This is a genomic window from Burkholderia puraquae, assembly GCF_002099195.1.
Lineage (GTDB): Bacteria > Pseudomonadota > Gammaproteobacteria > Burkholderiales > Burkholderiaceae > Burkholderia > Burkholderia puraquae.
Window position 1 is genome coordinate 44,396 of the sequence record NZ_NBYX01000009.1, and the last position, 20,880, is coordinate 65,275.

Annotated in this window: 14 protein-coding genes; 8 read left to right on the forward strand and 6 right to left on the reverse strand. The window is 67.9% G+C overall.

The window, feature by feature from the left end; genetic code table 11:
* Positions 1 to 10: 10 nt before the first annotated feature.
* The 6 genes from aruF to B7G54_RS18585 all read left to right on the forward strand — a co-directional run bounded on the left by aruF (position 11) and on the right by B7G54_RS18585 (position 7,148).
* Positions 11 to 1,078 (forward strand): arginine/ornithine succinyltransferase subunit alpha, encoded by a 1,068-nt coding sequence (aruF, locus tag B7G54_RS18555; protein WP_085040402.1) that lies wholly within the window; start codon positions 11 to 13, stop codon positions 1,076 to 1,078.
* The gene (astA, locus tag B7G54_RS18560; RefSeq protein WP_085040403.1) at positions 1,075 to 2,121 is read left to right on the forward strand and encodes an arginine N-succinyltransferase; all 1,047 of its coding nucleotides are present in this window, start codon (positions 1,075 to 1,077) and stop codon (positions 2,119 to 2,121) included. The genes aruF and astA overlap by 4 nt, the downstream gene beginning before the upstream one ends.
* Before the next feature lie 7 nt (positions 2,122 to 2,128).
* Positions 2,129 to 3,592 (forward strand): succinylglutamate-semialdehyde dehydrogenase, encoded by a 1,464-nt coding sequence (astD, locus tag B7G54_RS18565; protein WP_085040404.1) that lies wholly within the window; start codon positions 2,129 to 2,131, stop codon positions 3,590 to 3,592.
* Positions 3,593 to 3,606: 14 nt separating this feature from the next.
* Positions 3,607 to 4,947, forward strand: a complete 1,341-nt coding sequence (gene astB / locus B7G54_RS18570) for an N-succinylarginine dihydrolase (RefSeq protein WP_085040405.1) — start codon at positions 3,607 to 3,609, stop codon at positions 4,945 to 4,947.
* Positions 4,931 to 5,998 carry a succinylglutamate desuccinylase gene (astE, locus tag B7G54_RS18575; RefSeq protein ID WP_085040406.1) on the forward strand — a complete coding sequence of 356 codons (1,068 nt, stop codon included), beginning with the start codon at positions 4,931 to 4,933 and terminating at the stop codon, positions 5,996 to 5,998. Before astB ends, astE begins: the two co-directional genes overlap by 17 nt.
* 355 nt (positions 5,999 to 6,353) lie before the next feature.
* Positions 6,354 to 7,148 (forward strand): ABC transporter substrate-binding protein, encoded by a 795-nt coding sequence (locus B7G54_RS18585; protein ID WP_085040407.1) that lies wholly within the window; start codon positions 6,354 to 6,356, stop codon positions 7,146 to 7,148.
* A gap of 111 nt (positions 7,149 to 7,259) precedes the next feature.
* Here B7G54_RS18585 and B7G54_RS18590 read toward each other — a convergent pair whose 3' ends face one another.
* Entirely contained in the window at positions 7,260 to 8,759 is a 1,500-nt protein-coding gene (locus tag B7G54_RS18590; RefSeq protein ID WP_085040408.1) for an HDOD domain-containing protein, read from the reverse strand.
* A gap of 27 nt (positions 8,760 to 8,786) precedes the next feature.
* Positions 8,787 to 10,529 carry a putative bifunctional diguanylate cyclase/phosphodiesterase gene (gene cdpA / locus B7G54_RS18595; protein ID WP_208864965.1) on the reverse strand — a complete coding sequence of 581 codons (1,743 nt, stop codon included), beginning with the start codon at positions 10,527 to 10,529 and terminating at the stop codon, positions 8,787 to 8,789.
* A gap of 279 nt (positions 10,530 to 10,808) precedes the next feature.
* Between cdpA and B7G54_RS18600 the strand changes: the two genes are divergently transcribed.
* Complete coding sequence (locus B7G54_RS18600) at positions 10,809 to 11,360, forward strand: peroxiredoxin (RefSeq protein WP_085040410.1); 552 nt, start codon at positions 10,809 to 10,811, stop codon at positions 11,358 to 11,360.
* 87 nt (positions 11,361 to 11,447) lie between these two features.
* Here the strand turns inward: B7G54_RS18600 and B7G54_RS18605 are convergent, their stop codons facing one another.
* The gene (locus B7G54_RS18605) at positions 11,448 to 12,077 is read right to left on the reverse strand and encodes an SDR family oxidoreductase (protein WP_085040411.1); all 630 of its coding nucleotides are present in this window, start codon (positions 12,075 to 12,077) and stop codon (positions 11,448 to 11,450) included.
* 306 nt (positions 12,078 to 12,383) lie between these two features.
* On the opposite strand from B7G54_RS18605, the gene B7G54_RS18610 reads away from it, so the two are divergent.
* Complete coding sequence (locus tag B7G54_RS18610; protein WP_085040412.1) at positions 12,384 to 13,844, forward strand: NYN domain-containing protein; 1,461 nt, start codon at positions 12,384 to 12,386, stop codon at positions 13,842 to 13,844.
* A 108-nt stretch (positions 13,845 to 13,952) separates the two neighbouring features.
* On the opposite strand, the gene B7G54_RS18615 is transcribed toward B7G54_RS18610, so the two are convergent.
* The 3 genes from B7G54_RS18615 to B7G54_RS18625 all read right to left on the reverse strand — a co-directional run bounded on the left by B7G54_RS18615 (position 13,953) and on the right by B7G54_RS18625 (position 20,867).
* Positions 13,953 to 14,336 carry a VOC family protein gene (locus B7G54_RS18615; protein WP_085040413.1) on the reverse strand — a complete coding sequence of 128 codons (384 nt, stop codon included), beginning with the start codon at positions 14,334 to 14,336 and terminating at the stop codon, positions 13,953 to 13,955.
* Positions 14,337 to 14,441: 105 nt separating this feature from the next.
* Positions 14,442 to 17,750 (reverse strand): efflux RND transporter permease subunit, encoded by a 3,309-nt coding sequence (locus B7G54_RS18620; RefSeq protein ID WP_085040414.1) that lies wholly within the window; start codon positions 17,748 to 17,750, stop codon positions 14,442 to 14,444.
* Between the two features lie 3 nt (positions 17,751 to 17,753).
* Complete coding sequence (locus tag B7G54_RS18625; protein WP_085040415.1) at positions 17,754 to 20,867, reverse strand: MdtB/MuxB family multidrug efflux RND transporter permease subunit; 3,114 nt, start codon at positions 20,865 to 20,867, stop codon at positions 17,754 to 17,756.
* Positions 20,868 to 20,880: the final 13 nt, after the last annotated feature.

The following is a 20,880-nucleotide window of genomic DNA, read 5'->3' on the forward strand; positions in this document are numbered from 1 at the left end:
AGGAACCACGATGCTATTTGTTCGCCCCGGCAAACTCACGGATCTCGATGCGCTCGCGCACATGGCGCGCACCGCGCAGCCGGTCCTGCATTCGCTGCCGCACGATCGCGCGGCGCTCGAAGCGCGCGTGGCGCTCTCCGAGGATTCGTTTCGCGCGGAAGTCGACTTCGCCGGCGAGGAGTTCTACCTCTTCGTGCTCGAGGATTCGTCGACGGGCAAGCTGCTCGGCACGGCGAGCATCGTGGCCGCGGCCGGCTACTCGGAACCGTTCTACGCGTTCCGCAACGACGCATTGATCCACGCGTCGCGCGAGCTGCACGTGAACCGCAAGATCCACGCGCTCACGATGTCGCACGAGCTGACCGGCAAGAGCCGGCTCGCGGGCTTCTACGTCGATCCGTCGCTGCGCGGCGACGCGGCCGCGCACCTGATCTCGCGCGCACGGATGATGTACATCGCCGCGAACCGCCGCCGCTTCACGCCGGAAGTGTTCACGCTGCTGCTCGGCGTGAGCGACGGCAACGGCGCATCGCCGTTCTGGGAGGCAGTGGGGCGCAAGTTCTTCGGCCGCGACTTCACCGACGTCGACATCGCGTCGGGCGGCCGCAGCCGCACCTTCATCGCGGAAGTGATGCCGGCGTATCCGCTCTACGTGCCGCTGCTGCCGGAAGCCGCGCAGCGCGTGCTCGGCGAGCCGAACGAATCGGCGCTGCTCGCGTACGACATCCATCTCGAAGAAGGCTTCGAACCCGATCGCTTCGTCGACATCTTCGACGCGGGCCCGGTGCTGACCGCGCAGGTCGACCGCACCGCGTGCATGAAGCACGGCATGGAGCGCGTCGTGCGCGAGGCCGCGCACCAGCAGGGCGACGTGGCCTACATGGTGTCGACGGGCAGCGGCGAATCGTTCCGCTGCGTGCTGGCCGACCTGCCGGGCGATGCGGCCGACGCGCGGGGCGCCCATGCGCCGCTGGCCGGCGACGTACGCGCGGTGCTCGATGTGAAGGATGGCGATGTCGTGCGCTGCGTGCCGCTGCACCGTCGCGACGATGAAGATTTGAAGGGAGACGCAGCATGATCGTCGTTCGGGTCGTACAAACGGGCGACGTCGACGCGCTCGTGTCGCTCGCGAAGGAAACCGGGCCGGGCCTGACCACGTTCAAGCCCGACCGCGAAGCGCTCGCCGCGCGCATCGAACGCACGCGCCGCACGCTCGCGGGCGAGGCGGCGGCCGGCGAGGCCGGCTACTTCTTCGTGATGGAAGAATCGAAGACGGGCGACATCGCGGGCGTATGCGGGATCGAGACGCAGGTCGGCCTCGAGCAGCCGTTCTACAACTATCGCGTGAGCACGGTCGTGCACGCGAGCCAGGAGCTCGGCGTGTGGACGCGGATGTCCGCGCTGAACATCTCGCACGACCTGACGGGCTATGCGGAAGTGTGCTCGCTGTTCCTGAGCCCGCGCTATCGCACGGGCGGCGTGGGCGGCTTGCTGTCGCGTTCGCGCTTCATGTTCATCGCGCAGTTCCGCGAGCGCTTTCCGGAACGCATCTGCGCGGAACTGCGCGGCCATTTCGACGAGGACGGCACGTCACCGTTCTGGCGCGCAGTCGGTTCGCACTTCTACCAGATCGATTTCAACGCGGCCGACTACCTCAGCTCGCACGGCCGCAAGTCGTTCCTCGCGGAACTGATGCCGCGCTACCCGGTGTACGTCGACCTGCTGCCGCAGGACGCGCAGGACGCGGTCGGCCTCACGCACCGCGACACGCTGCCGGCACGCAAGATGCTCGAAGCGGAAGGGCTGCGCTACCAGAATCACGTCGACATCTTCGACGCGGGCCCCGTGCTCGAATGCCACGTCAACGACCTGCGCACGGTGCGCGAGAGCGTCGTCGTGCCGGTCGCGATCGGCGTGCCGGATGCACGTGACGATGCGCGGGGCGGCCATCCGCCGAAGTCGCTCGTGTCGAATACGTCGCTCACCGACTTCCGCGTCGGCGTCGCGCCGGGCGTGGTCGCGAACGGCTCGTTCGTGCTGTCGGCCGACGATGCCGCCGCGCTCGACGTGAAGGCCGGCGATCCGGTGCGCGTGCTGCCGCTCAAAGTCAAACAGGGATAAACGAATCATGACGGAACTCTTCATCGACGGCGCCTGGGTCGCAGGCTCGGGCCCCGTATTCGCTTCGCGCAACCCGGGCACCGACGAGATCGCATGGCAGGGCGAAAGCGCGTCGGCGGCCGACGTCGACCGTGCAGTCGCGAGCGCGCGCCGCGCATTCGCCGGCTGGTCGGCACTCGACTTCGAATCGCGCTGCGCGATCGCCAAGCGTTTTGCAGCACTGCTCACCGAACGCAAGGAAGCGATCGCAACCGCGATCGGCCGCGAGACCGGCAAGCCGCTGTGGGAAGCGCGTACCGAAGTCGCGTCGATGGCCGCGAAGGTCGGCATCTCGATCCAGGCCTACCAGGAACGCACCGGCGAGAAGCGCCAGGACATGGCTGACGGCGTCGCGGTGCTGCGCCATCGCCCGCATGGCGTCGTCGCGGTATTCGGTCCGTACAACTTCCCCGGCCACTTGCCGAACGGCCACATCGTGCCCGCGCTGATCGCCGGCAATGCGGTCGTGTTCAAGCCATCGGAGCTCGCACCGGGCGTCGCGCGCGCGACGGTCGAAGTGTGGAAGGACGCAGGCCTGCCGGCCGGTGTGCTGAACCTCGTGCAGGGCGAGAAGGACACGGGCATCGCGCTCGCGAACCATCGGCAGATCGACGGGCTGTTCTTCACCGGCAGCTCCGATACGGGCACGCTGCTGCACAAGCAGTTCGGCGGCCGTCCGGAAATCGTGCTCGCGCTCGAGATGGGCGGCAACAACCCGCTCGTGATCGGCGAAGTCGAGGATATCGACGCGGCCGTCCATCACACGATTCAGTCGGCGTTCCTGTCGGCCGGCCAGCGCTGCACGTGCGCGCGCCGCATCTTCGTGCCGCAGGGCGAATTCGGCGACCGCTTCCTCGCGCGTTTCGCCGACGTCACATCGAAGATCACGGCGGACGTGTTCGACGCCGATCCGCAGCCGTTCATGGGTGCGGTGATCTCGGCGCGTGCGGCGGCGAAGCTCGTCGACGCACAGTCGCGCCTGATCGAGCAGGGCGCGAAGCCGATCATCGCGATGACGCAGCGCGATCCGCGCCTCGGCTTCGTGAACGCGGCGATCGTCGACGTGACGGGCGTCGCGAACCTGCCCGACGAAGAACATTTCGGCCCGCTCGCGCAGATCGTCCGCTACGCGACGTTCGACGAAGCGATCGAGCGCGCGAACGATACGGCGTTCGGCCTGTCCGCCGGCTTGCTTGCCGACGACGCGAAGGTGTGGGAGCACTTCCGTCGCACGATTCGCGCCGGGATCGTCAACTGGAACCGGCCGACCAACGGTGCATCGTCCGCCGCGCCGTTCGGCGGCACCGGCCGCTCGGGCAACCATCGCCCGAGCGCGTACTACGCGGCCGACTATTGCGCGTATCCGATGGCGTCGGTGGAAAGCACGCAACTGACCTTGCCCGCGAGCCTGTCGCCGGGCCTGCATTTCTGATCGAGGGAACGACGATGAACGCACAAGAAGCCAATTTCGACGGGCTCGTCGGCCCGACCCACAATTACGCCGGGCTGTCGTTCGGCAACGTGGCGTCGCTCAACAACGAAAAGTCGGCCGCGAATCCGAAGGCCGCCGCGAAGCAGGGGCTGCGCAAGATGAAGCAGCTCGCGGATCTCGGTTTCGCGCAAGGCGTGCTGCCGCCGCAGGAGCGGCCGTCGCTGCGCCTCTTGCGCGAGCTCGGCTTCTCGGGCAAGGACGCGGACGTGATCGCGAAGGCCGCGAAGCAGGCGCCCGAACTGCTCGCCGCGGCGAGCTCGGCGTCGGCGATGTGGACCGCGAACGCGGCCACCGTCAGCCCGTCGGCCGACACGAGCGACGGCCGTGTGCACTTCACGCCGGCGAACCTGTGCAGCAAGCTGCACCGCGCGATCGAGCACGAAGCGACGCGCCGCACGCTGTCGACGTTGTTCGCCGATCCCGCGCACTTCGCGGTGCATGAAGCGCTGACGGGCACGCCGGCACTCGGCGACGAAGGCGCGGCGAACCACACGCGCTTTTGCGCCGAATACGGCAAGCCGGGCATCGAGTTCTTCGTGTACGGCCGCGCGGAATATCGCCGCGGCCCCGAGCCGAAGCGCTTCCCGGCCCGCCAGACCTTCGAGGCGAGCCGCGCGGTCGCGCATCGCCACGGGCTGGCCGAAGAGGCGACGGTCTACGCGCAGCAGGATCCGGACGTGATCGACGCGGGCGTATTCCACAACGACGTGATCTCGGTCGGCAACCGCGACACCCTGTTCACGCACGAGCGCGCGTTCGTCAACAAGCAGGCAATCTACGACACGCTGACCGCCGCGCTCGACGCACGCGGCGCGCGCCTGAACGTGATCGAGGTGCCCGATGCGGCCGTGAGCGTGAACGACGCGGTGACGTCGTATCTGTTCAACAGCCAGCTGCTGTCGCGCGCGGACGGCTCGCAGGTGCTCGTCGTGCCGCAGGAATGCCGTGAGAACGCGAACGTCGCGGCCTATCTCGACGCGCTCGCGGCCGGCAACGGCCCGATTCACGACGTGCTCGTGTTCGACCTGCGCGAAAGCATGAAGAACGGCGGCGGCCCTGCCTGCCTGCGCCTGCGCGTCGTGCTGAACGAAGCGGAACGCGCGGCCGTCACGTCGAACGTGTGGATCAACGACACGCTGTTCACGTCGCTCGACACGTGGATCGACCGTCACTATCGCGATCGCCTCGCACCGGAAGACCTCGCCGATCCGGCGCTGCTCGACGAATCGCGCACGGCGCTCGACGAACTCACGCAGATCCTGCGCGTCGGTTCGCTGTATGACTTCCAGCGCTGATTCCCGCATGGCCGCGCTGCTCGACGACTTCCTCTCGTTCACGCTGGCCGGTAGCACGCCGTCCGCAACGGACGGCACCTGCGCCGCCGGCGCCGTGCGCTGGCAATGGCTCGGCGACGGGCTGCTCGCGCTCGAACCGGCTGCAGTCGAGGCCGCCGGCACGGGGCGCGCGAGCGTGCTCGTGTCGGCCGGCGTGCACGGCGACGAGACGGCGCCGATCGAGCTGCTGTCGATGCTCGTGCGCGATCTCGCCTCAGGCGAGCTGCCGCTCGCGTGCCGGCTGCTCGTCGTGCTCGGCAACGTGCCGGCGATGCGCGCCGGCGAACGCTATCTCGACGACGACCTGAACCGCCTGTTCAGCGGCCGTCACGCGCAGGTGCCCGCCAGCCGCGAAGCGCCGCGCGCCGCACGGCTCGAAGCGGCCGCGGCCGCGTTCTTCGCGGCCGCGCCGGCCGGCGCCGCGCGCTGGCACATCGACATGCACACGGCGATCCGCGCGTCGGTGTTCGAGCAGTTCGCGCTGCTGCCGCACACGGGCATGCCGCCGACGCGCACGATGTTCGAATGGCTCGGCGACGCACGCATCGCGGCCGTGCTGCTGCACACCGCGAAGGGCAACACGTACTCGCATTTCACGGCCGAACACTGCGGTGCGCTCGCGTGCACGCTGGAACTCGGCAAGGTGCGCCCGTTCGGCCAGAACGACCTGACGCGCTTCGCGCCGGCCGACCGCGCGGTGCGCAAGCTCGTGTCGGGCGCGCAGCGCGATACGGACGCAGAGGGCGGCCATCCGTCGCTGCCGCGCGTCTTCACGGTGATCGACCAGATCACGAAGCAGAGCGACGCGCTCGAGCTGTTCGTCGCGGCCGACGTCGCGAACTTCACCGCGTTTGCACGCGGCACGGTGCTCGCGCAGGACGGCGACTACCGCTACACGGTGACGCACGACGAGGAACGGATCGTGTTTCCGAACCCGACCGTGAAGCCGGGCCTGCGCGCGGGCCTGCTCGTCGTCGACACGACCCGCGAGACGATCGCGGCGCTCGTCTGACGGTGACCGATTGCGCGTGGCTGCGGCGACCTGCGGCCCGCGCATCGCCCGGCAACCATTCCATTTCCGAGATGAATCCCGCGTGCCGCGCAGACGGCCCGCGCGTCGCGCTTGCGTATTTGCGACATCGTCTTGCAAGTTCGATGGGCTGCCCGGCTGATGTCGGCGCACGCAGTGCAGCATGACGTGCCGGCGGCTGCTTTGCCGTATCGGGCCGCGCGGATTGGTACAATCGCGGCCTTGCGGCTGTTGCGCCGCATCACGGCGCGGCGGCAGCATTGCCGGGGTCATCCGACCCTGCAATGATGCATGCGCCCGTAGTTCCGGAACATTCGAGTATCGAGGAGAACACCTGATGAAGTTGGATTGGCGTAAAGTGGCCGCGCATGCGGTGGTGGCGGCATCGGCCGTGGCGGCAGGCAGCGCGATGGCAGCGGATCTGAAAGAGATCCGTTTCGGCGTCGAAGCCTCGTACGCGCCGTTCGAATACAAGACGCCCGACGGCAAGCTGACCGGCTTCGATATCGACATCGGCAACGCGGTGTGCGCGAAGCTGAAGACGAAGTGCGTGTGGGTCGAGAACGACTTCGACGGCCTGATCCCGGCGCTGCAGGCGCGCAAGTTCGATGCGATCAACTCGGACATGACGATCACCGACCAGCGCAAGCACGCGATCGCGTTCACCGATCCGATCTACACGATTCCGAACCAGCTGATCGCGAAGCAGGGCACCGGCCTGCTGCCGACCCCGCAATCGCTGAAGGGCAAGCGCGTCGGCGTGCTGCAGGGCACGATCCAGGAAGCGTACGCGAAGAAGAAGTGGGCGCCGGCCGGCGTCGAAGTCGTGCCGTACCAGACGCAGGATCTGGCCTATGCCGACCTGAAGTCGGGCCGTCTCGACGCGACGTTCCAGGATGCGGAAGCCGGTGCGAAGGGCTTCCTGTCGAAGCCGCAAGGCCAGGGCTTCGCGTTCGCGGGCGGTACCGTGAGCGACGCCGAGATCCTCGGCTCGGGCGTCGGCTTCGGCCTGCGCAAGAACGACGCGGCGCTGAAGACCGCGCTCGATCAGGCGCTGAAGGAGCTGAAGGCCGACGGCACGATCGACAACCTCGCGAAGAAGTACTTCAGCGTGCCCGTGACGCTCAAGTAAGCGTTGCGTTCAATCGCACGATGTAAAAAAACCGGCCGCTGATGCGGCCGGTTTGTTTTTGGCGGCGGGAAATGATGTGAACCGCGGCGCGGGCAGCGGCCGGCGGCGGCGTCAGGCCGGAAAGAACCGGCCCAGTTCGTGCGCGAGCTCGTTGAGCACGCCCATCTCCTGCTGCGTGATCTTGCGCGCCGGCTGCGCACCCGCCCAGTCGCCGTACAGCAGCGCGACGGTCGTCGTGCCGACGCGTACGGGCAGCAGCACGAACGCGCGGGCGTCGTCGAATGCGTCGAGATACCACGCGGGCAGGCGCTTGAGCATCTTCGGCTCCTGCGCCTGCTCGATGAAGATGCCGACCGAGTTCGAGATCGCGAGATGAAACACGTCCGGCTCGAAGCGCTCGTCGAAGCGCAGCCGGTCGAGCGTCGTGTCGACGCCGGGGCCGAAGCCGAGGCGCGCGGCGAACATGCCGTCGTCGTGACGCACGAACATTACGGTGCGCGTGAACGCGAGGCCGGCCAGCAGGCTTTCCGACGCGAGCGCGAGCACGGGTGTGAGCACGTGCTCGGACGGCAGCGCGCGCAGGTCCGCGAGGCCGGCTTCGAGGCATGCCTCGGGCTCGGCCTGCGCGCGTGCGATTGCATCGGCGTTCGCGCGCAGCTCGACGATCTCGCGCATCACGGTGTCGCTCGCTTCCTCGCGCGCGAGCCGCTCGGCGATCTCGACGAGCGCGTCGGATTCCATGTCGAGTTCCGCGCCGTAGTGCTGCGCGAGCGCCGCGATGCGCGCGTCGCGCTGCGGGCTTGCGGGCATCACGAGCGCGCCCGCGACGTCGGTCGAGCAGCGGCTGATCGTGCGCAGCCAGCGGACGCGGTCGGCCGGGCCGTCGTCGGTCGGATGGCCCGCGTCGCGGTCGTCCTCTTCGTTGCCGAACGCGTCGGCGCGGACCACGTGGTCGTGGTCGGCCATCCCTGCGCGGATCACGTCGGGCAACCGCCAGCGCGCGGCCGCCTCGAGCCCGATCTCGTCGAAGCCGACGCCGAGCACGTCGATGCAGGCGGCCGCTTCGTCGCCGTTCAGCTCGGCCGCGCGGCGCCGGATCCGGTCCCATTCGCTGTCGAGATAACAGACGACGAGCAGCTTGCCGACCTGGCGCATCAACGTGCAGACAACGGCTTCCTCGCCCGCGCGCAGCTCGGCGCGCTCGGTGAGCTTGCGCGCGACGCAGCCGGACAGCAGCGCGCGATTCAGTTCGAGCTTCGCGTCGATGCGCCGCGGCGTACTGTGGTGGAAATGGTCGACGAGCTTGAGCCCGACGACCAGATGGCCGACGGCGTCCATGCCGAGCACCATCAGTGCGCGGGTCACGGTCGTGATGTTGCCGCCGAACGCCATGTACATCGCGGAGTTCGCGAGCCGCAGCACTTTCTGCGTGAGCGCGAAGTCCGACAGCACGACGCGCACGAGCGCGGTGAAGTCGAGATCGTCGTTCTTCATCGCGGCCATCGTCGCGCGCAGCGATTCCGACAGCAACGGGAAATCGCCCCGTTCGTTCATCCGGGCCCACAGCTTGTCGAGCAATGCGGTGCGGGGCAGGTATTCGGTGGTTGACATACGGATCTGTCCGGTTCGCCGCGCGCGTCAGGCGGCGGCGTGCAGGTGCAGTTGCTGTGCCTCGAAGCGCCGCGCGAGCTCCTCGGATGGCAGCGCCTGGCAGACGAGCCAGCCCTGGATATGGTTGCAGCCCATCTCCGTCAGCAATTCGCGCTGCGCCTCGGTCTCGACGCCTTCCGCGACGAGCTCGAGATCGAGCGTCTGCGCGAGGCCGACCACCGCCGACACGATCGCGCGGTCGTTGCGCGAGGTCAGCAGGTTCTCGACGAAACTGCGGTCGATCTTCAGCTTCGCGAGCGGGAAGCGCTGCAGATAAGCGAGGCTCGAATAGCCGGTACCGAAATCGTCGATCGCGAAGCGGATGCCGAGATCGGTCAGCTCCTCGAGCAGCCCCTTTGCCTGCGCGGGATCGTGCATCAGCAGGCTTTCGGTGATCTCGAGCACGATGCGGCGCGGGTCGATGCCCGTCAGCGCGATCGCCTCGCGCACGCTCTGCGTGAAGCGCGGATCGCGGAACTGCTGCGGCGACACGTTGACCGCCACGTACTGCAGCGCGAGCCCCTGGCCGTCCCAGGCGACGAGCTGCATGCACGCGGCCTTGAGTACCCAGTTGCCGAGATAGTTGATCAGGCCGATCGATTCGGCGAGCGGAATGAAGGTCGCCGGCGGCACGAGGCCGTGCACCGGATGGCGCCAGCGGATCAGCGCCTCGACGCCGACCACCGCGCCCGACTGGCTGCGCGTGATCGGCTGGAAATGGAGCGAAAACTCGCCGTTGCGCACGCCGTCATACAGGTCGGCTTCGAGCTTCAGCCGCTCGGCGTCGGCCGGATCGTCGACGGGCGCGTGGAACGCGAGCGCATTGCCGCCCGACGCCTTCGCCTGCGCGAGCGCGTGGTCGGCGCGGCGCAGCAGCGGGCTGTGGTGCTGCGCGCGATGGGGCGCGGCGCGCTCGTCAGGGTAGAGCGCGATGCCGATGCTCGCGGACAGGTGCACGGTCTGCCCCTGGTACACGTAGGGCGCGCGCACCGCGGCCTGCAGCCGGCGCGCGAGCGCATCGGCGGCATTGCTCGCCTGGGTGCGGTCCGGCGCGCCGAGCACGACCGCGAACTTGTCGCTCGCGACGCGCGCGAGCCGCTCGTTCGGCGTGACGAGCGCCTTCAGCCGCTGTGCGGTCTCGCGCAGCAGCATGTCGCCCGCGTCGTAGCCGAGCGCGCGGTTGATCCGCTGGTAGTCGTCGAGGTCGAGCAGCAGCAGTGCCGCGCAGGTGCCGTCTTCGTCGGCGGCCTGCTGCGCGCGCATCAGCGCGGGCACGAGCGCGGAGAGATTATCGAGCCCCGTCATCGGGTCGTGGTGCATTTCGTAGGTCAGGCGCGCCTCGAGCGCGCGCCACGACGACACGTCGAACGCCGCGATCGCGAACCCGTCGACGCCGTGGTGGCGGCTCTTGAACGCGCGAATCTCGACGTCCAGCGGGTAGGTAAGCGACTTGACGATGCACATCGTCGCCTTCTCGACCTGGCCGGAACGCGCGGCGCGCGCAAGCAGGCCTTCGAGCGCCGCGGTATCCTGTTCGGCGATCAGGTCGCGCAGCGTCAGCGTGTGCAGGTAGTCGCGGTGGTAGCCGATGAAGCGCAGGCTGGCGTCGGACACGTACAGAAAGCGCAGCTCGCGGTCGACATGGGCGAGGAAATCCACCGTGCCGACTGTCTGTTCCAGCCAGTTGCGCACGGAGTCGTCGCGTCGCGGCGCGCCGGCGCGCGCGGGCATCAGCGCGCCGCCCGACCAGGCGAAGCGGCGCAGCGTATGCAAGGCGCTGCGCCAGGAGCCCTTGCGTGACGTCTGTTTCCTGTTGGCTTCCATGTTTCTCGCTGACGTGAAGGGCTGGAACCGGTTGTCCGGAAGGAATAACGGCAGGCGGTGCGAAATCTTTAACCGGCCGGCTGCGGATGGTGCTGCCGCCGGACCGGATCGGCCACGCTGGTGTTCGACAGTCGAACACCAGCGTGGCCTACATCGAGGCTGACTTTATAAGAAATGAGGACGCAGATGAAGCGAAAACTGTTGCTGAGCGCTGCCGTGGCGGCGCTGGTGGCCGGCCATGCACTGATGGCGCAGGCGGAACTGAAGCCGGGCGCCGCGGCGCCCGATTTCACGACGCAGGCGTCGCTGGGCGGCAAGACTTACACGTACGCGCTCGCGGACGCGCTGAAGCAGGGGCCGGTCGTGCTGTATTTCTATCCGGCCGCGTTCACGAAGGGCTGCACGATCGAGGCGCACGCGTTCGCAGACGCGGTCGACCGTTACAAGGCTTACGGCGCGACCGTGATCGGCGTGTCGGCTGACAAGATCGACACGCTGACGAAGTTCTCGGTGAGCGAGTGCCGGAGCAAGTTTCCGGTCGCGGCCGATCCGGACGCGAAGATCATCCGGGAATACGACGCGAAGCTGCCGGCGATCGACCGCGCGAACCGCGTGTCCTACGTGATTTCGCCGGAAGGGAAGATTCTCTACGAATACACGAGCATGTCGCCCGACAAGCACGTCGAGAACACGCTCGCCGCCGTGAAGGCGTGGGCCGACGCGCATCCGAAGCAGTAAGCGGGCCCCCGCGCGTCAAAGCGGCCCGCCGTGCGGGCCGCCGGTACGGAACAGCACGCCGCCGCAGCGTGGCGGCGCGCGAGGCCGCTATGCGCGCAATGCCTGCTCGATCGGCACGCTGCCGCCGACGAAGCCGACGATCTTGCGCGAGATGCCGAGCTTGATCGCCTCGATTGCAGCCCAGGCCACATCCTGGCGCGACACGGGCGGGGCGGCTTCGAACCACGCGTCGGTCAGCGCGATCTTGCCGACGCCCGGATCGTCCGTGAGCGGGCCGGGGCGCAGGATCGCGTAGTCGACGCCCGACGCGATCACGCGCTCGTCGCCTTCGCGCTTCATCTGCGAATAGTGGCGCAGCGCGTCCGGGCCGAGTTCGGGACGGTATGCGGACAGCGAGCTGATCACCACGAGCTTCTGCGCGTTGTAAGCCAGCGCGTATTCGGCCGTGCGGGCGACCGCGTCGCGGTCGACCTGCTCCTCTTCGACTGCGCCGTCCGTTTCGGCCGAGCCGGCCGCGTAGATCACGTGTGCGATGCCCTGGAATGCGTGCGAGAAATCGTTCGTCAGATCGGCCTCGACCACCCGCGCGCCCGCCAGCGCATAGCCGTGCCGGCGCACGAGCGCCGTGACCTCGAACTCCGGCTGCTTGAGCAGCAGATCCGCGCAGGCCTGGCCCGTTCGGCCGGTCGCGCCAATCAGCAGTACCTTCGTCGTCATGAGACCGCTCCTTGCTCGATGCGTCATCCTTCCAGATAGGGACGGACGACCGATAACTCAAGTGTAATGTCGATTTGCCCCTGCGGCGGGTGTGTATTAAGGGGCATACCGGCATCGGGCATACCTCGTGCGCGCGCCAGACAAGGCTGCCCGGCGCTAACACGCGATCTGCGGCGGCGCGACGGACATTCCGGCCGCCATTGATTCACACGGATGCGGGAATGACGCGCCGACCGGCTATCATGTGCGCGATGCATTTTTCGCCGCTACGTCATACAACGCATCGGCCCACCGGTTGGAGTACACATGGCATTACCTCTGGACAACGTCAGCATGGCCGTGTTCTGCGACTTCGAGAACGTCGCGCTCGGCGTGCGCGACGCGAAGTACGAGAAGTTCGACATCAAGCCCGTGCTGGAGCGCCTGCTGCTGAAGGGCAGCATCGTCGTGAAGAAGGCCTATTGCGACTGGGATCGCTACAAGGGCTTCAAGGCGTCGATGCACGAAGCGAGCTTCGAGCTGATCGAGATTCCGCACGTGCGCCAGTCGGGCAAGAATTCGGCCGACATCCGGCTCGTCGTGGACGCGCTCGACCTCTGCTACACGAAGTCGCATGTCGACACGTTCGTGATCATCAGCGGCGACTCGGATTTTTCGCCGCTGGTGTCGAAGCTGCGCGAGAACGCGAAGAAGGTGATCGGCGTCGGCGTGAAGAAATCGACGTCGGACCTGCTGGTCGCGAACTGCGACGAATTCATCTTCTACGACGACCTGGTGCGCGAGCAGCAGCGCACGCTCGCAAAGCGCGAACAGCAGCAGCGCGCGGGCAACGGCGGCGCGAAGCGGCCGGACGAGCCGTCGCGCAAGCACGACTTGGACGCGCGCAAGGCCGAGGCGATCGCGCTGGCGGTCGAGACGTTCGATGCGCTCGCGTCGGAACGCGACGACGTCGGCAAGATCTGGGCATCGGTGCTCAAGAGCGCGATCAAGCGCCGCAAGCCGGATTTCAACGAGTCGTACTACGGGTTCCGCGCGTTCGGCAACCTGCTCGACGAGGCGCAGGCACGCGGTCTGCTCGAAGTGGGGCGTGACGACAAGTCGGGCGCGTTCGTGTCACGGGCCCGCCAGTCGGCGGCCGCGGAGCAGGTTGCGCACGCCGGTGACGGCGGTGCCGCACACCATGGCACGTACCACGGGGGGCGCGCGGCGGAGCCGGCGCGGGCCGGGCGCGAGCCGCGACGTCGCGAGCAGCGGGCGGAAGCGGCCGTGCACGAAACCGTGCAGGTCGACGCGGAAGAGGCGGCGATGGCTGAAGCCGCCGAAGCCGCTTCGGTCGTGCCGGCTGAAACGACCGAAGCGTTGGAAGGGGCCGAGGTGCACGGCGACGCGAAGGATGGCCGCAAGCGTGCGCGCAAGAGCGCGCCGAAGAAGACCGGCGCGAAGAAGGGCGCCGCCGCGAAGAGCGCAGGCCGTCAGTCGGCCGGGAAGCCGGACGACGCCGGGCATGGTGCGGCGAAGCACGATGGCGACAAGCACGCGCAGGGCAAGCATGCGGGCGATACGCATCGCGACGCGGAGCAGGGTGGCGAGCGGCACGTCGCGGTGACGCACGCCGAGCCGGCGTCCGGCGATGTCGGCGGCGAGGTTGCTGCCGCGCCGGCCGCAGTGGCGGGCGAGGCGCCTGCCGAAGCCAAGCCGAAGAAACCGGCGCGCAAGGCGGCACCGCGCGCGCGGCGTCCGCGCAAGACGACGGCAGCGGCCGAGTGACGGCTGAGTAACGGCCGCTGGCCTCGGGTGTCGTCCGCAGCAGGCCGACACCCAGGCCGGCCCCATACCGCGCATGGCGGCCGGCGCAATGCCGGCCCGCCGGCCGAGCTAGCCGTTCAGCACATAAGGCTGCGTCATCACTTCGAGAAAGTGGCCGTCCGGATCGTCGAAATACACGCCGCGGCCGCCGTTGTGGCGGTAGATGTCATCGGGTTGCCGCTTCGCCGGATCGGCCCAGTGCGGCAGCCCCCGCTCGCGAATCCGCGCGAGCACGCGATCGAAGCCTGCTTCGTCGAGCAGGAACGCGTAATGTTGCGACGCGATCTCTCCTGCCCGTTCGTAAAAATCGAGCGACACGCCGTTGCCGAGCGGGACGACCAGCATCGCGCCGAACGGTGTCGGCGGCGGCAGTTCCAGAAGCTCGGTGAGGAAGCGGCTCGACGCGCGCTTGTCGCGGCACCAGACGATCGTATGGTTGAGCTGGACGTTCATGGTGTGTCCCCGTGAAGGGCCCCGCGGTGGGCATGGACTCACGATAGCCGATCGCGGCCGGTGCGCAAGCGCGGCGAGCGGCCGCCCGGCGGGCGGCCGCTTCCATCACTTCCCGGCGACGGCCGGCCCGCCGGAATTCCCGCGGCGGTTGCGCCGTTTCTCGGCCCACACGCGGAAACGGTCCATGTACAGGTAGACGACCGGCGTCGTATAGAGCGTCAGCACCTGCGACACGATCAGGCCGCCGGCGATCGCGATCCCGAGGGGCGCACGCAGCTCGGCGCCGTCGCCGTTGCCGAACGCGAGCGGCAGCGCGCCGAGCAGCGCGGCCATCGTCGTCATCATGATCGGGCGGAAGCGCAGCAGGCACGCTTCGTGGATCGCGTCGAACGACGACTTCTGGTTGTTGCGCGTCTGGTCGATCGCGAAGTCGACCATCATGATCGCGTTCTTCTTCACGATACCGATCAGCAGGATCACGCCGATCAACGCGATGATGCTGAACTCGGTCTTGAACAGCAGCAGCGCGAGCAGTGCGCCGACGCCGGCCGACGGCAGCGTCGACAGGATCGTGATCGGGTGGATGTAGCTCTCGTACAGGATCCCGAGCACGATATAGACGGCCAGCAGCGCCGCGAGGATCAGGATCGGCTGGTCGTTCATCGACTGCTGGAACGCCTGCGCGGTGCCCTGGAAGCTGCCGACGATGGTCGGCGGGACGCCGACCTGCGCCATCGTCTGGTAGATCACCTGCGTCGCCTGCGACAGCGACACGCCGGGCGGCAGGTTGAACGAGATCGTCGTCGCGACGAACAGCCCCTGGTGGTTGACCGACAGCGGCGTCGTGCTCGGCCCGAACGTCGCGATCGCCGACAGCGGGATCATCGTCGACTTCGACGTCGACACCGACGCACCCGACGACGCGCTCGACTTGCCGCTCGCCGCGATCGAGTTGAGCGCCTGGTTGCGCGCGGAGTCGGACGCGATCGCCGCGGCGCTCTGCGTGGCCGTACCGGCGCTCGACGTGCCGGCAGACGTCGCGACGTAGGTGCCGGCGGCCGCGTTGGTGGTCTGCGAGCCGTTCGCGCTGCCGCCCGACGTGCTGACCCACACCTGGTTCAGCATCTCGGGGCTCTGCCAGTACTTCGGCGCGACTTCCATCACCACGTGGTACTGGTTCAGCGGGTTGTAGATCGTCGAGACCTGGCGCTGGCCGAATGCGTCGTACAGCGTATTGTCGATCTGCGCGGGCTTGATGCCGAACCGCGCGGCCGTCGCACGGTCGATCGTCACCATCGCTTCGAGGCCGCCTTGCTGCTGGTCGGAGTTCACGTCGGTCAGCTCGGGGCGCTTCTGCAGCGCTTCGGTCAGGATCGGCCCCCACTTGTACAGGTCGGCGCTCGAATCGCCGAGCAGCGTGAACTGGTACTGCGCGTTGCTCTGCCGGCCGCCGACGCGGATGTCCTGCGCCGCCTGCAGGAACGTGCGCGCCCCCGCGACGTCCGCCAGCGGCGGGCGCAGTTGCTGGATCACCTGGTCAGCCGACAGCTTGCGCTCGGTGCGATCCTTCAGCGTGACGAACATGAAGCCCGAGTTGGTCTGCGTGCCGCCGGTGAAGCCCGCGACGCTCTTCACGTTCGGGTTGCCCTGCACGATCCGCATCATCTCGGAGAACTTCAGCTTCATCGCCTGGAACGACGTCGACTGGTCGGCCTGGATGCCGCCGATCATCAGCCCGGTGTCCTGTTGCGGGAAGAAACCCTTCGGCACGACGATGTACAGGTAGACGTTCAGCCCGATCGTCGCGAACAGGGTCAGCAGGATCAAGAGCGGCCGGCGCAGCGCCCACGACAGCGAGCGTTCATAGCCGCGCTGCATGCGGCTGAAACAGCGTTCCAGGAAGCGCGCGAAGCGGCCTTCGTTCTGCGGTTCATGCGACTCGGGCAGCAGCCGCGCGCACATCATCGGCGTAACCGTGAGCGACACCGCGAGCGATACCGCGATCGCGAGCGACAGCGTCAGCGCGAACTCGCGGAACAGGCGCCCGACGATGCCGCCCATCAGCAGGATCGGCAGGAACACCGCGACGAGCGAAATGCTCATCGACAGCACGGTGAAGCCGACCTCGCGCGCGCCGTCGAACGCGGCCTGCATTCGCGACTTGCCGTTCTCGATATGCCGCGAGATGTTCTCGAGCACGACGATCGCATCGTCGACGACGAAGCCGGTCGCGACGATCAGCGCCATCAGCGACAGGTTGTCGATCGAGAAGCCGAGCAGGTACATCGCGCCGAACGTGCCGATGATCGAGATCGGCACCGCGACGCTCGGGATCAGCGTCGCGCGCCAGTTGCGCAGGAACAGGAACACGACCATCACGACGAGGCTGACCGCGATCAGCAGCGTGTGCTCGGTGTCCTTCAGCGACGCGCGAATGGTGGTCGAGCGGTCGAGCACGGGCGTGACCGTGATGTCGGCCGGCAGCGACGCGGTGAGCTGGGGCAGCGCCGCGCGCACGCGATCGATCGTGTCGATGATGTTCGCGCCGGGGGAGCGGTAGAGGATCACCAGCACCGCGCGCTTGCCGTTCGACAGGCCGAGGTTGCGCAGATCCTCGACCGAATCGACGACGTCGGACAGGTCGGACAGCCGCACGGCGGAGCCGTTGCGGTACGCGACGACGAGGTCGCGGTATTGCGACGCCTGGGACGCCTGGTCGTTCGTATACAGCTGGTAGTGCTGCGGGCCGAACTCGATCGCGCCCTTCGGCGCGTTGGCATTCGCGGACGCGAGCGCCGCGCGCACGTCCTCGAGGCCGATCCCGTAGTGGAACAGCGCTTGCGGCTCGAGCTCGACGCGCACGGCCGGGTTCGCCGAGCCGCTCACCGTCACCTGGCCGATCCCGTCGATCTGCGACAGCGACTGCTGCAGCACCGTCGACGCGGAGTCGTACAGCTTCGCGGGCGACGAGGTCTCCGACGTCAGCGACACGATCATGATCGGCGAGTCGGCCGGGTTGACCTTGCGGTAGGTCGGGTTGCTCTTCAGCGCGGCCGGCAGGTCGGCGCGTGCCGCGTTGATCGCGGCCTGCACGTCGCGTGCGGCGCCGTCGATGTCGCGGTTCAGGCCGAACTGCAGGATGATCCGTGCATTGCCGACCGTGCTCGTCGACGTCATTTCGGAGACGTCGGCGATCGAGCCGAGGTGCCGTTCGAGCGGGCTCGTCACGCTGGTCGCGACGGTCTCGGGACTCGCGCCGGGCAGCGACGCCTGCACCGAGATGGTCGGGAAGTCGACCTGCGGCAGCGGCGACACCGGCAGCTTGATGAACGCGAACAGGCCCGCGAGCGCGACGCCGATCGCGAGCAGCGTCGTCGCGACGGGGCGGGTGATGAAGGGGCGCGACAGGTTCATCGCTTACGCATCCGTGCGCGAACCGGCTTGGGGGCCGTGGCGTTCGAACCAGCCGCGCACGCGACGCGCGAGCGAGTCGAAGCCGAGATAGATCACGGGCGTCGTGAACAGCGTCAGCACCTGCGACACGATCAGGCCGCCGGCGATCGCGATCCCGAGCGGCTGGCGCAGCTCGGAGCCGGCGCCGGAGCCGACGATCAGCGGCACCGCGCCGAGCAGCGCGGCGAGCGTCGTCATCAGGATCGGCCGGAAGCGCAGCAGGCACGCCTGGTAGATCGCCTCGCGCGGCGGCTTGCCTTCGACCCGTTCGGCCTCGAGCGCGAAGTCGATCATCATGATCGCGTTCTTCTTCACGATACCGATCAGCAGCACGATGCCGATGATCCCGATGATGTCGAGGTCGTGCCCGGTGATCATCAGCGCGAGCAGCGCGCCGACGCCGGCCGACGGCAGCGTCGACAGGATCGTGATCGGGTGGATGTAGCTCTCGTACAGCACGCCGAGCACGATGTACATCGTGACGATCGCCGCGAGGATCAGGAACAGCTGGTTCGACAGCGATGCCTGGAACGCGAGCGCGGCGCCCTGGAAGCGCGTCTGGAACGACGCGGGCAGCCCGATGTCCTTCTCGGCGGCGGCGATCGCCTTGACGGCTTCGCCGAGCGATGCGCCCGCTGCGAGGTTGAACGAGATGGTGGTCGACGGGAACTGCGACAGGTGCGCGACCAGCAGCGGCGACGGCCGCTCGTGGAACGACGCGATCGACGACAGCGGCACCTGGCCGCCGCCCGCCGACGGCAGGTAGATGTCGTTCAGCGATTGTGCGTAGTGCTGGTCCTTCGGCTCGGACTCGAGAATCACGCGGTACTGGTTCGACTGCGTGAAGATCGTCGACACGATGCGCTGGCCGAACGCGTCGTACAGCGCGTTGTCGACGGTCGCCGGCGTGATGCCGAAGCGGGCGGCGCTCGGGCGGTCGATCTCGATGTAGACGGACTGGCCGTTGCTCTGCAGGTCGGTTGCGACGTCGGCGAGCGACGGTTCCTGCTGCAGCCGCGCGACGAGCTTCGGCACCCAGGTCGCGAATTCTTCCGAGTTCGGGCTCGTCAGCATGAACTGGTATTGCGTCGGGCTGACGGTCGAGTCGATCGTCAGGTCCTGCACCGACTGCATGAAGAGCGAGATGCCGGTGATGTTCGCGACGCGGTGCTGCAGGTCGCGGATGATCTGCGCGGCCGTCTCGGAGCGTTCATCGCGCGCCTTCAGGTTGATCAGCATCCGGCCGCTGTTCAGCGTGATGTTGCTGCCGTCGACGCCGATGAACGACGTGAGGCTCTCGACGTTCGGATCCTTCAGGATCTCGGCCGCGAGCGCCTGCTGGCGTTCGGCCATCGCGCCGTACGAGATCGACTGCGGCGCCTGCGTGATCGCCTGGATCACGCCGGTATCCTGCGCGGGGAAGAAGCCCTTCGGCACATAGACGTACAGCAGGCCTGTCAACGCGAGCGTCAGCAGCGCGACGACGAGCGTCGAGCGCTGGCGGTTCAGCACCCATTCGAGCGCGACCGCGTAGCGCGCGATCACCCAGTCGATCGCCCGGTGCACGCGCGCCTCGAAGCGATGGCTCTCGGGCGGCGGCGAATGGCGCAGCAGCTTCGCGCACATCATCGGCACGAGCGTGAGCGACACGATCGCCGAGATCACGATCGTCACCGCGAGCGTGATCGCGAATTCATGGAACAGGCGGCCGACCACGTCGCCCATGAACAGCAGGGGGATCAGCACCGCGATCAGCGACACCGTCAGCGAGATGATCGTGAAGCCGATCTGCTTCGAGCCCTTCAGCGCGGCCTCGAGGCTCGTCTCGCCTTCCTCGACGTAACGCGCGATGTTCTCGATCATCACGATCGCGTCGTCGACGACGAAGCCGGTCGCGATGGTGAGCGCCATCAGCGACAGGTTGTTCAGCGAGAAGCCGGCCAGGTACATCACCGCGAGCGTGCCGATCAGCGACAGCGGCACCGACAGGCTCGGGATGATCGTCGCGTAGATGTTCGCGAGGAACAGGTACATCACGAGCACGACGAGCGCGACCGCGAGCAGCAGCTCGAACTGCACGTCGCGCACGGCGGCGCGGATCATCGTCGTGCGGTCGGTGACGATCTCCACGTCGAGCGCGGCCGGCAGCGTTTCCTGCAGCTTCGGCAGCTGCGCCTTGATTGCGTCGACCGTCTGGATCACGTTCGCGCCAGGCTGGCGCTGCACGTTCAGGATGATCGCGGGGTCGGAATTCACCCACGCGCCGAGCTTGGTATTTTCCGAGCCGGCGACGACCGTCGCGACGTCGGTGAGCATCACCGGGCGGCCGTTCTTGTACGCGACGACGGCGCTGTTGTACTGGTCGGCGCTCGTCAGCTGGTCGTTCGCGTTGATCGTGTACGCGCGCGTCGGCCCGTCGAAGTTGCCCTTCGGCGTGTTCACGTTCAGGTTCGAGATCGTCGTGCGCAGGTCGTCGAGGTTCATCCCGTACTGCGCGAGCGCGGTGGGGTTCGCCTGGATCCGCACGGCCGGGCGGTTGCCGCCCGACAGGCTGACGAGACCGACGCCCGCGACCTGCGAGATCTTCATCGCGAGGCGCGTATCGGCGAGATCCTGCACCTGCGTGAGCGGCAGCGTCTTCGACTTGACGGCGAGCGTCAGCACCGGCGCATCGGCCGGGTTGACCTTCGCGTAGATCGGCGGGGCAGGGAGGTCGGACGGCAGCAGGTTGCCGGCCGCGTTGATCGCCGCCTGCACTTCCTGTTCGGCAATGTCGAGCGGCAGGTCGAGCGAGAACTGCAGCGTGATCACCGACGAGCCGGCCGAGCTTTGCGACGACATCTGGTTCAGCGACGGCATCTGCCCGAACTGCCGTTCGAGCGGCGCGGTGACCGACGAGGTCATCACCTCCGGGCTCGCGCCCGGGTAGAAGGTCTGGACCTGGATCGTCGGATAGTCGACTTCCGGCAGCGCGGCGAGCGGCAGGAAACGCAGTGCGACGAAACCGGCCAGCATGATCGCCGCCATCAGGAGGGCGGTGCCGACCGGCCGGAGAATGAAGAGGCGGGATGGATTCATCGAGCGGCCCGCG

Coding starts and splice junctions, on each gene's coding strand:
- astE (WP_085040406.1), top strand. CDS start 4,931: ATGACTTCCAGCGCTGATTCCCGCATGGCCGCGCTGCTCGACGACTTC.
- astB (WP_085040405.1), top strand. CDS start 3,607: ATGAACGCACAAGAAGCCAATTTCGACGGGCTCGTCGGCCCGACCCAC.
- astD (WP_085040404.1), top strand. CDS start 2,129: ATGACGGAACTCTTCATCGACGGCGCCTGGGTCGCAGGCTCGGGCCCC.
- B7G54_RS18610 (WP_085040412.1), top strand. CDS start 12,384: ATGGCATTACCTCTGGACAACGTCAGCATGGCCGTGTTCTGCGACTTC.
- B7G54_RS18605 (WP_085040411.1), bottom strand. CDS start 12,077: ATGACGACGAAGGTACTGCTGATTGGCGCGACCGGCCGAACGGGCCAG.
- astA (WP_085040403.1), top strand. CDS start 1,075: ATGATCGTCGTTCGGGTCGTACAAACGGGCGACGTCGACGCGCTCGTG.
- B7G54_RS18620 (WP_085040414.1), bottom strand. CDS start 17,750: ATGAACCTGTCGCGCCCCTTCATCACCCGCCCCGTCGCGACGACGCTG.
- B7G54_RS18600 (WP_085040410.1), top strand. CDS start 10,809: ATGAAGCGAAAACTGTTGCTGAGCGCTGCCGTGGCGGCGCTGGTGGCC.
- aruF (WP_085040402.1), top strand. CDS start 11: ATGCTATTTGTTCGCCCCGGCAAACTCACGGATCTCGATGCGCTCGCG.
- B7G54_RS18625 (WP_085040415.1), bottom strand. CDS start 20,867: ATGAATCCATCCCGCCTCTTCATTCTCCGGCCGGTCGGCACCGCCCTC.
- cdpA (WP_208864965.1), bottom strand. CDS start 10,529: ATGCCCGCGCGCGCCGGCGCGCCGCGACGCGACGACTCCGTGCGCAAC.
- B7G54_RS18615 (WP_085040413.1), bottom strand. CDS start 14,336: ATGAACGTCCAGCTCAACCATACGATCGTCTGGTGCCGCGACAAGCGC.
- B7G54_RS18585 (WP_085040407.1), top strand. CDS start 6,354: ATGAAGTTGGATTGGCGTAAAGTGGCCGCGCATGCGGTGGTGGCGGCA.
- B7G54_RS18590 (WP_085040408.1), bottom strand. CDS start 8,759: ATGTCAACCACCGAATACCTGCCCCGCACCGCATTGCTCGACAAGCTG.